This window comes from Amycolatopsis orientalis, from assembly GCF_000943515.2.
Taxonomy (GTDB): Bacteria; Actinomycetota; Actinomycetes; order Mycobacteriales; family Pseudonocardiaceae; genus Amycolatopsis; species Amycolatopsis orientalis.
In genome coordinates, this window is sequence record NZ_CP016174.1 from 2419554 (window position 1) to 2434687 (window position 15134).

General features: G+C 67.3%; 11 protein-coding genes and 1 pseudogene. 9 read left to right on the forward strand and 3 right to left on the reverse strand.

The window, feature by feature from the left end:
- Positions 1-95: 95 nt before the first annotated feature.
- The 8 genes and pseudogenes from SD37_RS10760 to SD37_RS10790 form a co-directional block, all read left to right on the forward strand.
- Positions 96-2246, forward strand: a complete 2151-nt coding sequence (locus tag SD37_RS10760) for a hydantoinase/oxoprolinase family protein (RefSeq protein WP_044851931.1) — start codon at positions 96-98, stop codon at positions 2244-2246.
- Complete coding sequence (locus SD37_RS10765) at positions 2243-4549, forward strand: hydantoinase B/oxoprolinase family protein (protein ID WP_044851932.1); 2307 nt, start codon at positions 2243-2245, stop codon at positions 4547-4549. The genes SD37_RS10760 and SD37_RS10765 overlap by 4 nt, the downstream gene beginning before the upstream one ends.
- 141 nt (positions 4550-4690) lie before the next feature.
- Positions 4691-7744, forward strand: a complete 3054-nt coding sequence (locus SD37_RS10770) for a VWD domain-containing protein (RefSeq protein WP_044851933.1) — start codon at positions 4691-4693, stop codon at positions 7742-7744.
- Positions 7745-7890: 146 nt separating this feature from the next.
- The gene (locus tag SD37_RS10775; RefSeq protein WP_044851934.1) at positions 7891-8169 is read left to right on the forward strand and encodes a hypothetical protein; all 279 of its coding nucleotides are present in this window, start codon (positions 7891-7893) and stop codon (positions 8167-8169) included.
- 47 nt (positions 8170-8216) lie between these two features.
- Entirely contained in the window at positions 8217-8732 is a 516-nt protein-coding gene (locus SD37_RS44095; protein ID WP_083254935.1) for an ANTAR domain-containing protein, read from the forward strand.
- 476 nt (positions 8733-9208) lie between these two features.
- Positions 9209-10015, forward strand: a complete 807-nt coding sequence (locus tag SD37_RS10780) for an SDR family oxidoreductase (protein WP_044851935.1) — start codon at positions 9209-9211, stop codon at positions 10013-10015.
- A 121-nt stretch (positions 10016-10136) separates the two neighbouring features.
- Positions 10137-11027, forward strand: coding sequence for a helix-turn-helix transcriptional regulator (locus SD37_RS10785; protein ID WP_044851936.1), 891 nt, complete (start codon positions 10137-10139; stop codon positions 11025-11027).
- 33 nt (positions 11028-11060) lie between these two features.
- Positions 11061-11381 (forward strand): annotated as a pseudogene (locus tag SD37_RS10790) (response regulator); the annotation flags it as partial.
- A gap of 7 nt (positions 11382-11388) precedes the next feature.
- On the opposite strand, the gene SD37_RS10795 reads toward SD37_RS10790, so the two are convergent.
- Positions 11389-11928, reverse strand: a complete 540-nt coding sequence (locus SD37_RS10795) for a Sua5/YciO/YrdC/YwlC family protein (protein ID WP_052674980.1) — start codon at positions 11926-11928, stop codon at positions 11389-11391.
- A 104-nt stretch (positions 11929-12032) separates the two neighbouring features.
- Complete coding sequence (locus SD37_RS10800) at positions 12033-13259, reverse strand: 2-isopropylmalate synthase (RefSeq protein WP_044851938.1); 1227 nt, start codon at positions 13257-13259, stop codon at positions 12033-12035.
- 581 nt (positions 13260-13840) lie between these two features.
- On the opposite strand from SD37_RS10800, the gene SD37_RS43680 reads away from it, so the two are divergent.
- Positions 13841-14350 (forward strand): site-specific integrase, encoded by a 510-nt coding sequence (locus tag SD37_RS43680; RefSeq protein WP_236725331.1) that lies wholly within the window; start codon positions 13841-13843, stop codon positions 14348-14350.
- Here SD37_RS43680 and SD37_RS10810 read toward each other — a convergent pair.
- Positions 14317-15132 carry an arylamine N-acetyltransferase family protein gene (locus tag SD37_RS10810; RefSeq protein WP_044851940.1) on the reverse strand — a complete coding sequence of 272 codons (816 nt, stop codon included), beginning with the start codon at positions 15130-15132 and terminating at the stop codon, positions 14317-14319. The two genes, SD37_RS43680 and SD37_RS10810, sit on opposite strands and share 34 nt — an antisense overlap.
- Positions 15133-15134: the final 2 nt, after the last annotated feature.

The window sequence follows — 15134 nt, forward strand, 5'->3', positions numbered from 1 at the left end:
CGTCATCGAATGAGTGTCGTCAAGAGGTTGACTTTTGTCACAAGTGTTGAATAGTCTACGCCAAAGTTAGTAGATCGCGTAGAGGAGCGTGAGTCATGGCCTATGTCATCGGCGTGGACGTGGGCGGCACGTTCACCGACGCCGTTCTCGACGACGACGCCGGGACCGTGCTCGCCGCGAAGTCCCCGTCTACTCCGCCCGACTACTCGCAGGGCGTGCTCGACGTGCTCGAGCAGTTGGCCGAGCAGCTCGGCAAGGCGCTGCCGGAGATGCTGGCCGAGACCCACCACATCGCCCACGGGACGACGTCGTCGCTCAACGCGCTGGTGACCGGCAACGTGCCGGCGGTCGGGTTCCTCACCACCAAGGGGCACCGCGACTCGATCTTCATCATGAACGTCGAGGGCCGCTATCTAGGCCGGTCGCCACAGGAGCTGCAGAACGTGCTGGGGCAGAAGAAGGACCACGGGCTGCTGCCGAAGCGGCACGCCCTGGAAGTCACCGAGCGCGTCGACCGCGACGGCGCCGTCGTCGTCCGGCTCGACGAGGACGAAACCCGCGCCGCGATCCGCGAACTGCTCGCCGACGGCGTCCGCGCGATCGCCGTCTCGCTGCTGTGGTCGTTCCGCAACCCGGTGCACGAACAGCGGATCCGGGAACTGATCGCCGAAGAAGACCCGGACGTCTTCGTCGCGCTGTCGTCGGACGTGAGCCCGCGCATCCGCGAGTTCGCCCGCAACGCCACCACGATCATGAGCACGCAGATCGGCCCCGGCCTGCGCGACTACCTCACCACACTCGAAGACACCCTGCGCGAAAACCGGCTCACCGGGCCGCTTCTGGTGATGCAGAGCAACGGCGGCGCGGTCGCCGCCCGTGAAGCGCCGGCCGCGGCCATCAGCACGGTCGGCTCGGTCCTCACCGGCGGCGTCGTCGGCTCGGTCGCCCTGGGCCACCAGCTCGGCCACCGCAACATCATCTCCACCGACGTCGGCGGCACGACCTTCCTCGCCGGGCTGGTGGTCGACGGCGAACCAGTGCGCGACACCACGACCGTCATCAACCACCACCCGATCAACGTGCCGACGCTGCGGGTCGACGCGATCGGCTCCGGCGGCGGCGCGATCGCGTGGCTCGACGCCGGCGGCAACCTGCGCATCGGGCCGCACAGCGCCCAGGCCGTCCCCGGGCCCGCCTGCTACGGCAACGGCGGCGCCGAGCCGACCAACACCGACGCCAACCTGGTGCTCGGGATCCTGCCCGAGCGCGGCCTGCTCGGCGGCCGCAAGCCGTTGTCGCTGGAACTGGCGCGCGAGGCGATCGACACGCGCATCGCGAAGCCGCTGGGCCTCACCGTCGAAGAAGCCGCGGCCGCGATCTACACCGTGCAGAACGCGCAGACGGGCGACCTGCTGCGCAAGACCGTCGTTGAAGCCGGACACGACCCACGCGGCTTCGTGCTCTACGCCTTCGGCGGCGCCGGACCGGCCCACTGCGCCGGGTACGCCGCCGAAGTCGGGTGCACGGAGGTCGTCGTCCCGCTCGGGTCGGTCGCTTCGGCGTTCTCCGCGTTCGGCCTGGCGTCGTCGGACATCATCCTGGCGGCTGAACTGTCCGACCCGATGAACGTGCCCTTCGACCCGCAGCGCGCCGAACGCAACTTCGCCCAGCTGGAACAGCAAGTCCGCGAAGGACTCGACCGCCAGGGCCTGAAGTTCGAGAACGTCGAGCTGTACCGCGAAATCGACATGCGCTACTCGATGCAGCTCGCCGAAGTCACCACGGCCGTCGTCCAGGGACCCTTGGACACGGCGGCGATCGAGGAAGCCGCAGCGGGCTTCGAAGAGCGTTATGCCTCGCTTTACGGCAAGGAGGCCGGCTTCCGCGAGGCCGGAATCCAGGCCATCACGTTCCGGGTGCGCGGCGTCGGCATCCTGCCGTTCAGCCCGGCGCTGCCCGAAGTCCCTGTCGCGGACTCACCCGACCCGTCCGCCGCGCGGACCGGCACTCGGCCCGTGTGCCTGAACGCGTCCCTCGGGTACGTCGACACCGCCGTCTACGACTACCGCGAGCTGCGCAGGGGACATGTGCTGACCGGCCCGGCGATCGTCGAAGTGCCGACGACGACCGTCGTGGTGCCCGCAGGCACCACCGGCGCCGTCGACCACCTCGGCAACCTCCTGATCCGCGCGGGCGCGTCCGCCAACGAAGAAGCCACCCTCGTCACCGCCGGGAGCGCCTCATGAGCATGCCCATTCCGGGCTCGGAGCAGTTCTCCAGCCGTCCCGTCGACGTCGACGAGCTGCGGCGCTCGCTGCCGTCCTCTTTGGACGTCCACAGTGTCACCCGGGACCAGATCGACACCCTCGACCCGCTGACCTACGAGGTCGTCCGGCACCGGCTGTGGTCGGTCACCGACGAGATGGGCGAGGCGCTCAAGCGCATGTCCGGCTCGCCCATCGTCACCGACGCCAACGACTTCGACTTCGCCATATCCGACGAACTCGGCCAGGAGGTCCAGGTTGGCCTCTACAACACGATGCTCGTCGGCGCAGTCGACCTCGCCATCTACTGGACGCTGAACAACCGCGCCGTCAACCCGGGCATCGAAGCCGGGGACATGTTCCTGTGCAACGACCCCTGGGTCGGCGGCGGGCTGCACCAGAACGACGTCATCGTCTACCAGCCGGTGTTCCACGACGGGAAACTGTTCGCCTGGACCAGCGCCATCGCCCACCAGCCCGACCTCGGCGGCGTCGGCCTCGGCTCGTTCTCTCCCGCGGCCGAAGACGTCTTCTCCGAATCGCTGCCGACACCGCCGGTGAAGGTGGTCCGCGGCGGGCAGCTGCAGCGCGACGTCGCCGACCTCTGGGTGCGCCGCTCGCGCGTCCCGATGCTCGTCGGGCTCGACCTGCGCGCGAAGATCGGCGCGAACAACGTCGGCGCCGAACGCCTGCACGCGCTGATCGAGCAGTACGGCGCGGACACCGTCAAGGCCGTCATGAAGCGCATGATGTCCGACGCCGAAAACCGGTTGCGGGACAAGCTTTCCGCGCTGCCGGACGGCAGCTGGTCGGCGACCGGCTACCAGGACCAGTCCCACGAGGGCGACCGGAACCTGCACAAGATCACGGTCACCACCACCAAGACCGGCGATCATCTGACGTTCGACTTCACCGGCACCGACCCGCAGGCGGGCGTCATCAACTGCACCTACGCGGGCATGCGCGGCGGCGTGATGCTGGCTGTGCTGCCGATCCTCGCCGGGGATATCCCGTGGTCGGCCGGCGGCCTGATGCGCTGCTTCGACCTCGTCACCGAGGAAGGCACGATCAACAACGCGACGTTCCCCGCCGCCGTCGGCCGGGGCCCGATCGGCCCGGCGTGGCTGACCGGCAGCCTCGTCGCCGAATGCCTGTCCCGGATGCTCGACCGCGACCTGGAACTGGGCAAGAACGTCCAGGCGACCTGTTGCGGCACTTGGGACACGGCCGTGATCGCCGGGCTCGACGAGCGTGGCGAGGTGCCGGCGCCGTTCCTCAGCATCATCATGGAGCCGATGGCGGGCGGCTACGGCGCGCGCCCGGACGCCGACGGCATCGACACCGGCGGGCTGTTCTGCATCCCGATGGGTCGCGTCCCCGACGTCGAGATGACAGAGTTCCTCTACCCGGTGCTGACGTTGTGGCGGCGCGAAGTCCCCGACTCCGGCGGCCCCGGACGCCACCGCGGCGGGCTGGGCGCGTCGATCGCGATGACCCCGCACGGCACGAGCATCCCGATGGGCCTGGTCCTGGCGTCGGCAGGTAAGGCCGTCGCGCAGAACACCGGACTCGCCGGCGGGCACCCGGGCAACAGCGGACTGGACGTCGTGGCGCGGCGGAGCCGCGTGGCGTCGCTCTTCGCCGAGGGCCGGATGCCGTCCACATTGGACGAGGTGAGCGACACCTTGGAGCCTTGCCAGAACTACGCGTCGAGCTACCTGGCGCAGGGCGAGGTGTTCGCGATGACGTGGCAGGGTGGTGGCGGCTACGGCGACCCGCTCACTCGCGCCCCGGACGCGGTCGCCCGCGACCTCCGTGAATACAAGATCACCGAGGCAGCGGCCGCCGAGGTGTACGGCGTCGTGCTGAGTGAGGGCGTCGTCGACCCGGCCGCGACATCGGCCGAACGCGTGAGGCGGCGCGAGGACCGCCGTATCCGCTCCGGCCTGCCGACGGTCCCGCTTGGCAAAACGGACCTGACCGGCGCCCGGCGCCTCGACGACAACCTGGTCGAGCCCGCGGACGGAGGCCTGGCGTGCGGCCACTGCGGCGAGCGGCTGCGGACCGCCGACGGCGAACCCGCGGTCGCGGTCCACGAAGGACCGGCCACGGATGCCGGACCGCAGATCATCGCGACCGCCGCCGACTACGTGGACGCACCGGTGGTGTTCCGCCAGTACTGCTGTCCATCGTGCTGGACGGCGGTGTACTCGGGCGTGGTCCCGGCCGATCACCCGGACACCCTACGGGCGCTCGGCCACCGCACCACCGCGTCGGTCGGCTGACGGAAGCGCAGTCCGGCTTTATGCCCTTTGAGGCGGGCTTCTCCGCACTGTCGTCCGTCATCGCGTACGTTCCGCTTGCCATGTGAGTGCGGCAGGGTCGTCGGACAAGATCCACATCACTTTGGTTCTCGGGGGACGTCGATGGCACGCCTTGTCCGTGTTGTTCTGCTGGCGGCGATCGGGTTCGTGTTCGCGCCCGCGGTGGCTCAGCCGGTCCAGGCCCAGGACGCGGGTCTCGACTTGGCCGTCGCGACGGCGCAAGCCGAGTACGTGCCGGGGGAACGGGTCGTGCTGACGGCCACGGTGACCAACAGGGGCACCGTCCCTTGCCAGGTGGCCACCATCGCTTCGGGTTCGGTGCAACTGACTGCGGTGACGCGCGACGGCAAGCCGGTGGCGCCCCAGCTGGGGGCGGCGTATCCCGATCGGCCGCTGGTCGACTACGTCCGGGGCAGTATGAAGACGGTCCAGCCGGGCGAGGCCGTGTCGTTCCGGCTGGGCAGCGCGTCCGCCGGACCCGGCGAGGCTGTGGCGGTCAGCACCACCGATGCGTTGCCGACCGGTCGTGGCCTGGTCGCGAGCTGGCCGGTGACCGAAGCCGGCGCGTATGTCGTTTCCGCTCGTTACGGGGTCCCGCCGTTCGGGGATCTCGATCCGGCTCAGTGCGCGGGGACGACGAAGGTGGCGACCGCGTCCTTCACGGTCGGCTCTCCCGGCCCGGGGTTTCCGTGGCTGTGGGTGGCGATCGGGATCGGCGTGCTGGTGGCGGTGGCGGCGTTGGTTCTGGTCCTGCGCAGGGGTCGCGGCCGGGGTCCGGCGGCGGGGCTTGTGCTGCTCCTGCTCGTGGCGGGTATGACCGGAGCCGGTATCGAGCCGGCCGAGGCGAAGCTGGATCCGGTGCCCATGCCGCCCGAGGGGGCTACCGCGAAGTCGAAACAGGACGCGCAAGACTTCGCTGCGGCGGTGTCGGGGTGTATGTCGGTGTTCAACGCCGACGCGTCGAGCGCACCCGATATCAAGATCGTGATGGACTGGCTGAACGATCCGTCCACGACCGCGGTACGCATCGTGCCGCACGACGGCAACAGTTTCGCCAGGCCGTATTGGGTGGGCGACCTTGCCACCGGCGACTACGTTTGGGGAGTCGATCCCAAGACGGGCAAGCCCGTCCCTCCGGTGCCGTACGAGGTGGAGGTGGGCTGGGACAGGTCGTGGGTGGGCGAATACGACAATGGGGCGCCTTTCGATTCGTGCTCGACGCTGTTCCACGAGCTGGTGCACGCGTGGTCCATGGGGCACGGCCTCGACTACGACTGGCTTGAGGCTCGTGAGGCGATGTGCCCGTACACGAAGGACGAGTTACATCCCGAAGGTGACCAGGCGACCGAGATACGCGCGACGCTCGCGGAAAACTCGTATCGCCGGTTGCACGGCCTCAAGGAACGAAACGGCTACGGAAAGAAACCGGCTCCGCCGTCGCTGGGTGATTGCGACAGCGACCCGGCCAAGGTCCCGCCGCCGGACCGGACACATCACCCCGTGCCGCCGGGGAAGCCCGGCCCCAGGCCGGAGCAGACGCTGCCCAACCTCCCGAACTATCCGGCCAAGCCGCCCGGCACCGGGCAGAAGACGAAGAAAGGCTTCCCCGGACGATCCCAGCCACCTGGTTCGGTCGCGAGGCCGTTCCCGATCGAGCAAGGCCCCGGTGGCATCCCGCAAGGAGGATGGGATGGAACCGATCGTGGCGGGGGCGCCGTCGCTCCGCCCTCGGGCGGGGGTGGCTCGGACGGAGACCCGCATCTGGCCACGCTCGATCACTACCACTATGACTTCCAGGCGGTCGGTGAGTTCACCACTGTCCGCTCCGCCGGCGGTGACCTGGAGATCCAGAGCCGCCAGACGGCGATGGAGAACGACCGCACGGTCAGCGTCAACTCGGCCGTGGCCACCAAGGTCGGACCGGACAAGGTCACCTTCACCATGAACGGCGGCGACGTCGTCGTCCGGGTGAACGGGGAAGCGACAACGCCGGCGCGCGGTCAACGCACATTGCCTGGCGGTGGAGCCCTTGTCCGGCGGGGCAGCTCGATCATGCTCGCCGAGGACGGCTACGTCGTCCGATGGCCGGACGGGTCGTCGGCATGGCTGGACCCGCTCGGACGTTGGGGCCTGCGGCTGTATGTGTCTCTTGTGGACGGTCGCAAGGGTCAGGTCATGGGGCTGCTCGGGAACTTCGACGGTAACGCCGACAACGATCTTGCTACCAGGGACGGCAAACCGGTGCCCGTGCGGCCGTCGTTCGACCAACTCTACCGGACCTTCGGCGACAGCTGGCGGATCAGCCAGGCAGAGTCGCTGTTCGACTACGCGCCAGGGGAGAACACCGAGAAGTTCACCGACCGCGCGTTCCCTGAGAAGGAAGTAAAAGCCGGCGACCTGCCCGTCGAGCAGCGTGAGCAAGCCCGGGGCGCGTGCTTGATGGCAGGAGTCCGGAATCCGGCGCTGATGGACGGATGCATCCTTGACGTGGCCTTGACCGGCCAGCCGGTCTTCGCGGTCACCAGCGGCGACACTCAGCGCGCCACCACCCCTGCACCGCCACCGCCCGCCCCGCCCGACAAGGAGACCGAGCCGCTCGGCACGCTGCGCGACGGGAGCAAGGTGGCGACGAACCGGCCGGGTAGTTATCAGCTCGACCTCGGCGGGGCGACGGACTTCGAACTGGTCGACGTGACTGGGGAGATCTCCGCGCAGGTGCTGTGTCCCGACGAGAACGTCACGCACGTGCTCATCGGCGTGTACCAGTTCCGGCTACCCGCACCGGCGAACTGCCGGCTCAGCGTGACCAGCGCAAACGGACCATACGGTTTCCGGCTGGTCACGCTGAAACATCGTGCGTTGCCCGCGAAGATCGGCGACCGGATCGCCGGAAGGCTCGACGTCCCGGGCAGAGTGGACACCTACCGGATCGACTCGGTCGGCGACGGCAAGATCGTCCCCACGGACGGAAGCCCCTGCGAGGGTGTGGCTCTCGGAGTGTCCGCCGACGGCGAGCGACCGCGGGTGTTCACACCGCACGGCGCGTGCTACGGCCTGCCGATCGCCAACCCGGATCCGGGCAAGCCGATGTTCCTCGTCGTCTGGTCCGACAATGCCGACGTAGTCGACTACACGTTCCGGATCGAAGCCGGCTGACAACCGGGCTGCCGCCGACGCCCCACCGAATCGGCGCGGTAGGACAGTTCATCGATACACGATCAGGGGTAAAGGCATAGGGCGCTTCATCTCATGCGTGCTCCGCCGATATCTTGAGGACGATCGGCCAGTTTCGAAGGGAATCCATGCGTAAGATCGCCAAGTTCGTCACGCCTCTGTTCATTGCTCTCGGTTTCTCCTTGTGTGCTGCGGCGCCTGCGATGGCCGACGGTCCCGTAGCGGGCCCGATCGAAGCCATTGGCACCGTCTTTGATGGTGGGGTCGATGCCGCCGACAACTGGAACTTCACCGCGGCGGTCGTATGCCTGCAAGAGGTCGCGGTCGTGCCGGTATTGGGGGATTGGGTCGGCAACAACGTCAACAATTGTTCGAACGGGAACGTGATCGACCACTCCGGTCGCTGAGAAGTACCTGTCGACCCGACATCGCGAACGCGGTTGCGGCGGATGCGATGACGGGTTGCCACGAAGGCCGCACACTCCTAGGTGAACGGGAGTGTGCGGCCTCGTGTGTTGTGTCCTTTCGTACGCGACCTCGAAATGGAGGTCACGTCGTCGATGACTGCTTGCTTCTCGCGCTCGGAAAGCTCCGGGTAGATCGGAAGACGCAACAAGTTCGAATTGTTGGCTTTGGCAACAGGCGACGGCTCGGCAAGCTCAACACCGCGCTGGCAACACGGCCGGTGATCGAGCAGGCCAAGGGCATGATCATGCTGCTACGGAACTGGAATGCCGAGCAGGCGTTCGCCGCGCTGCGCCGACCCGCGACGACGCCCTCGACGGCGCGGCAGCCGCCGACGTCGACCGATGGTTCGCCGCACCTACCGCGTACTGCTTACCCGCGCCCGGATGGAACGTATAACGCGCCTCGCCCCGCCGGTCGGACGGCGGGCGGGCACGAGGGCTGGATGGGCAGGCACGGATCGGCGCGGACAGGGGGAGGGAACAAACGGCCATCGTCATGCTGAACGGTGCCGCGCTGGTCAGAATCATCCGCCCCACCGTGGCGTCGATAGCTCGGTCGGTGTCGGCTCGGCGTTCGCGAACTCCTCGACGATCTGGCCGTGGTGTTGCCCAGGACGACGGCTTCGTGCTGCGAAGGGATCCGACGAGTTTCGTCCGGCCGATCTCGATTGGCCGGAGCCGTCCATCTTGTTCAGGAGGGGATTGTGGCGGCGTGAGCCAGCGCACAAGACAAGGGGGGCTCTCACAGTACCTGTATCGCCAGGGTCTCCCAGACGTCCAGGACGCCTGTCAACCTGTTTGAGTCGGCTCTCAGCCACACAGAGGAAGTAATAGGTCCACGGGAGCGCGCACGGCGGCTGCCTGAGAACCCGTCCCAGGCGCTCTGAACGAAAGCGCCGACAACATTCCATGTACACGCACTGCACCCGACGCGCGACCGTGTCAGCACATGCTTCCACGATAGAACGGACGAAGACCCATGGCGGACAACCAGTTCACCACTCACTCAGATCTTTTCGATCTGAGTGGGAAGTACGCACTTGTCACTGGCGGAACCAGGGGCATCGGGATGATGATCGCGCGCGGCCTTCTGCAGGCGGGCGCCCGCGTGGTTATCAGCTCGCGCAAGGCAGACGCGTGCGCGGAGGTACAGCGTCTGCTCTCCGAATTCGGCGACGTTCAAGCAATCCCCGCCGACCTGTCCAGGTACGACGAGTGTCAGCGCCTCGCTGATCTGGTCAAGGCCGACTCGGAACGCCTGGACATCCTCGTCAACAACGCCGGAGCGATGTGGCGCGAGCCACTGGAGACGTTCCCCGTCGAGGCCTGGGACTCAGTGATCGACCTCAACCTCAAGTCGCCGTTCTGGCTGGTGCAGGCGCTGCTGCCGGCACTGCGCAGGGCGGGCACCGCCGATGATCCCGCGCGGATCATCAACATCGGCAGTATCGCCGCCATCCACGTCGCTGGGGCGCCCAACTACTCGTACGCCAGCAGCAAAGCGGCACTCCATCAACTCACCAGGGTGCTTGCCAGGGAACTGGGCCCACAGCACGTCACGGTGAACGCGGTAGCCCCAGGAGTGTTCCCGTCGCAGATGATGGCGGCCACGATCGATGCAATCGGCGACACGCTCGCGGGGATGGCCCCTCTGCGTCGGCTCGGCCGCGACGACGACATGGCAGGTGTCGCCGTGTTCCTTGCTAGCCGGGCCGGGTCTTACCTGACGGGCGCCATCGTCCCGGTCGACGGCGGCAGCGCCACGACCGCATCGGGTACCTCCTAGGCATCGGCACGAGGCTTTGCCGACGGGAGACGGCAAAGCCTCGTGAGTACCTCCAAGTCGAGTCTTAAGGGGGTACCAGCAGTACCTCCCTTCGCCTGCGGACAGCGCCTACGGTGAAGGGGTGGTCATGATCGAACTGCGCACTGAGATCAAGGAGTTCCTGAGTTCGCGTCGCGCCCGGATCACGCCGGAGCGGGCCGGACTGTCCGCTTACGGCGGCAACCGCCGGGTCAAAGGTCTGCGTCGCGAAGAGGTAGCTCTGCTGGCAGGGGTATCGGTCGACTACTACGTGCGGATGGAGCGCGGCAGCCTCGCCGGCGCCTCCGACGGGGTGCTCGACGCGTTGGCCTCCGCCTTGCAGCTTGACGAGGCCGAGCGCGGTCACCTGTTCCACCTTGCGCGGCAGTCCAGGGCGCCCGACGGTCCACGCCGCCGGCGACCCGCCGTGACCGTGCGTCCGGCGCTTCAGCAGGTGCTCGACGCCATCACCGATGCGCCGGCGTGGATCTGCAACGGCCGTTATGACGTGCTGGCCATGAATCACCTTGCCCGCGCGCTGTATTCACCGATGCTGGCCGACCCGCGACGACCGGCGAACACCGCGCGGTTCGTGTATCTGGATCCCGAAGCGGCGAAAGCGTTCTTTGTCGACTATGACCGGATCGTCCGCGATGTGGCCGCGAAGCTACGCATGGAAGCCGGCCGCGATCCGCACGACGAGAAGCTGATCGCCCTGGTCGGTGAATTGGCAACAAGCAGTGAACTATTTCGGCAGCGGTGGGCATCTCAGGACGTTCGGCTCCATCGGTCCGGACGCAAACGTGTGCACCATCCGGTAGTGGGCCAGCTCGACCTGGACGTCGAGTCGATGGAGCTGCCCGCCGAACCCGGCCTGCTCCTGACCGTCTACACCGCACCCGCCGGGACGGCGACCGCGGACGGTCTGACCCTCTTGGCGTCGTGGGCGGCTAGCCAGGAAAAGCCGGCGACCGAGACTCAAGCACTCAGCTGATATTCCAACCTTTTCAGCCCGTCTGAGTCAACGCTGAACGACCTCGCCGACGACGAACCGTTGACCCGCGCCGGAATCGCCGCCGATCCGGAGATCGAGGTCGTCGCTCAGGCGGCCAACGGGCGTGAGGCCGTCGAACTGGCTGTCGCGCACCGCCCCGACGTCGCGTTGCTCGACATCGTCATGCCGGTCCTCGACGGCCTCGCCGCGGTCGCCGAAATCACCCGCGCCGTCCCGGGCACCGGCGTGCTCATGCTCACCACTTTCTCCGCCGACGAGCAGATCGCCGCCGCGCTCGACGGTGGTGCCCGCGGTTTCCTGCTCAAGACCGGCGACCCGCCCGCCCTTTTCGCCGTGCAGGTCATCGACATCCTCTGACGCCGTAGGTGCGAGCCAGGTACGTGAGGTAGGCGGCCGGCCCACCATGGGCCCGGTCCTGTGCTCCTGTTCGGACGTGGCTCACCGAGCCGTCATGGCGCAGTTCCAGCGTCGTCGTCGCGCTGCGGCCGTCGGCCGGGCGGCCGTCGTCCATGTCGAGCACGTGCACTTTCTCCGGAAAAGTCTTGCGCGCCTGCTCGGGCGAACCGCACGGGGCGTGGCCCGTGCGGTTCGCGCTGCTCACGTGCAGGCGGCCGACTCCCGTGAGGACCGGTGCAAGCCGGGACCAGCGGGCAGCGAACACCAGCGCCTTGCCGTCGCGCGTGGCCGATTCCGCCCACTTTGGACACTCGCGCAGCGGGACCAATAGTGTCACCCGCTCCGCCACCAGCAACCGATGCATCAGCGAGCGGGTTCGCTCGTCCACATCGGTCAACTCGGTAAACTCGGTCCACCGCTCGTCGTCCGTCAGCCAGAGAGCGACAGACTGCGTCGCTGGTCGTCCTTTCGCCTCGTTGACCACTGCGGGAACCCTCGCCGTGACCACGCTGGTCAGTGGGTACGGGTTTGGTAGGACGACCGCGGCACCCGCGCGCAAGGCTGCCCTGGCTCGAGCCAGCGCGTCGCTCACGTGGGTACCGCCGCCCGGCGGAGCCCGATGAACTCGGCCAACTCCTCGTCGGGGATGACCGGATGGTTGCGCCGGAACGCCTCCGACTTCACCCACTCGAGCGCGACAGCCGTTTCCTGTCGGGTCAGCTCGAATCCGAGCCGGGTGGCGACCGCCCGCAGTACCCGCTTGCTGGCGAGGTGGGTGAGCAGCACGGTCGGCTCGATGCCGAGCACCGATGGGTCGAACGGCTGGAACGTTTCCGGCCGCACGAACGGCGTTCCCGTCGAAATGGTGCCGACGCCGGTGCCGACGATCGGCGTGGTCACGCTGATCGGCACCCCGGTTTCCTCCGCTACCCGTCGAGCGATCCGCGGGATCCGGGTAAGATCGGGCGTTGTATACCACAGATCGGCGTCCGCGCCCAGCAACTCTGCCGTACGCTGAGCCAGCAGGAACAACAGTTGCTCCGTCGCGACCATCCCGCTGCGCTCCGCCACGCCCAGCCACGACGAGGAGACACCGCGGACACCGGCGCGAACCGCCTCGATGGTATTCGCCAGGCCGAGTCCGAGATCGTTGTGCAGGTGAGTGACGAGCACGACCTCGGAGTCCACACTGGCCTGCAGCTGTCCGAACAGCTCACCGGCACGGGTGTACAGCAGGTCACCGGTGGTGTCGGCGACCACGATCAAGCCTGCCCCCGCCGCTGTCAGCTCGTTCGCCGACTTCGCGAGCAGAGCGATATCGCCGCGCGGAGCGTCGGCGAAACACACGTCGGGGATGACGCCCGTACCTGAATTCCGTACGAGCCGGACCAAACCGGCCGCGTGTCGCAACGTCTCGGCGGCCGTGCCGTGCACCATCGCGTCCGCCATCACGTCCGAGGACGGCACCACCACCATGACGCGGGCATGTGGTGCGCCCGCCACCGCCCGGCATGCCTGCAGGACGTCGTCCGGCGTCGCCCGGCACACGGCCGCGGCGCTTACCGAACCCGCAGTCTCCAACGCGACCCGCCGTGTGGCTTCGAATTCCTCTCGGCACACCGCCGGGAAGCCGGCCGCGAATACCACATGCCGCGGCCCGTCCGCGCCGAACACCGCACCCTGAGCGCGCGCCAGCTCGACCCGGAAGTCTGCGCTCATCAACGTCTTGCCCTGAGCACCGTCCCGGGCGGACTCTTCCCACAGCACGAGTCGGCCAGACAATGCCGTCGCGCGGACGATGTCGCCGGAACTCATCACTTCACTCCTCATCTGGGGCAAGCCAATGCGGCAGGAACGCTATGCCTTCCCTGCACCGGACGGCAATCGCAGCGTTCCGGCGACAAGTTCGGAAAAGAATCACCCGCACGGCGCAGTCGCCGACCTGATCGTCATAGTCGAGCTCTGAAGGGACGGTGATTTCGCTGCCATTGAGTAATCATTTTCGAGACAGCGTCACCATTCGGGCTAACGACATGGTGAACGATGACTATTTTCGGCTGGGGCAACAAGGGATGTTCGGGCAGAGATCAATGGCTCAAACGACCGGAATTCACCGGCGGCCGCAGCATCGGCCACCGGCCCTGCGTCGTGCCGCACTGAGGTGGTTGTTCGGCGGCGAGTCCCGCAGCCCGCTCTCGACGTCATTGTCCGAGTCGTGCACACGGTGAACCGGGGCTGGTCCTCGATGGCGCCGGTGGTGGCTCGTCGGCGGGGGATATTGCCGGGCAACGCCGGTTTGTAGGGCAGCTTTACCCACGCCTTGCCCGCCGGTTGCCGAACCCTACGGTGCCGCCGCGATCTCCGCGGCCCTGGTCCAGATCGGCTGGCGGGCCGAGATGGGCGAACCCAAAAGCGAAGCCAGCGGCCGCGTGATCGCCCTCGACGCCGCTACGACCGACGTGCTCATCAAGCAGAAGGAACACCAGGCGAACCTGCGTGCGGCGGCGGGCGACGCGTCGATCGAGAACGGCTCATGCTCGCCGCCGGAGCCGACCTCAAACAGGTCCAGGAAACTCCTCGGCCACTCCAGTATCGCCATCACCGCCGACACCTACACCCACGTCCTGCCGGAACTCGCCCGCTGCCTGACGGAGTGGCGGACAGGGCTGCGCAAGCGGATTGTCCGCAGGCCTTATTTCGACTCAAAATTTAATATGCCTGCCCAGGCCGGAAGCCTGGACAGGCCGAGGAACGACAAAGCCCTCTGCGCGCAGTATAGCGGCTATCGCGGCGGCTGGCAGTTCTTCCGGATCGGGTGCATGCTGAATGCCTGTACCGGGTTAGGGGAGCGGTTTGGGAAACACGACGACGTTCAAGGGCAGCACGTATTCGGTGCCGCGTCATAAAACGTACCGTCGATGGAATGACTCAAATCGCACACGACGCGCTGGTACTCGCGTGGATCGGTCAGTGTGATGACCGTCTCCTGGCCGTCTTCGACGGTCAGATATCGCCTCCCGACCAGCGCCCGGTGACCGCGTTCGTCCGCCCGGCAGAGCATTGTGGTATTCGCGATCACAGCATCGTCCAGGTATCGCTCGAATTGCTTCGTGAAGCCGTCCCAATCGGAAGTCTTGCGAGCATCGAGTTCGAAGCAGTAAAGCGGGTGCCAGTCCGTGGATCTGCTGCGGCGGAGCACGGTGTGCAGCCCATCGTTCTCGGTCACCCGGAACTGGCAGCCGTATTGGGTCTGCACAGCGGGCGAGAGTTCCAGAGGAAGCAGGTAGGCAGGGCCTGCAAAACCCACGTCCGCGAGCCACCGAACGTCGTCGAGTGACACGACGGTGAACCTGTGGGACAGGGCTGGGCTGAACGTTCCCCTGCCTTGGTGCACCCCGGCTGAAACTTGAATGGTTTCGAACCCTATTTCGTCCAGTAAACGTTGGAACAGCAGGTTCAGCTCGAAACAGATGCCACCGGCGCCGCGGACCACGATCTTGTCGAAGGTGAGGTCATGGTCGAGGTCGGCCAGGTTGTCCGGCAACGCACCACCGTCTTCGGGAAACCGGGTGTTGTCGTAAGGGATGGCGAGCAGGTGGGCACGGTGCAACTTGCGCAGGGTGGCAAGAGTCGCCTCGCGAGGGCCACTGTAGCCGAGTCGTCGCAGGTAGGTATCGACCTCGAACATGC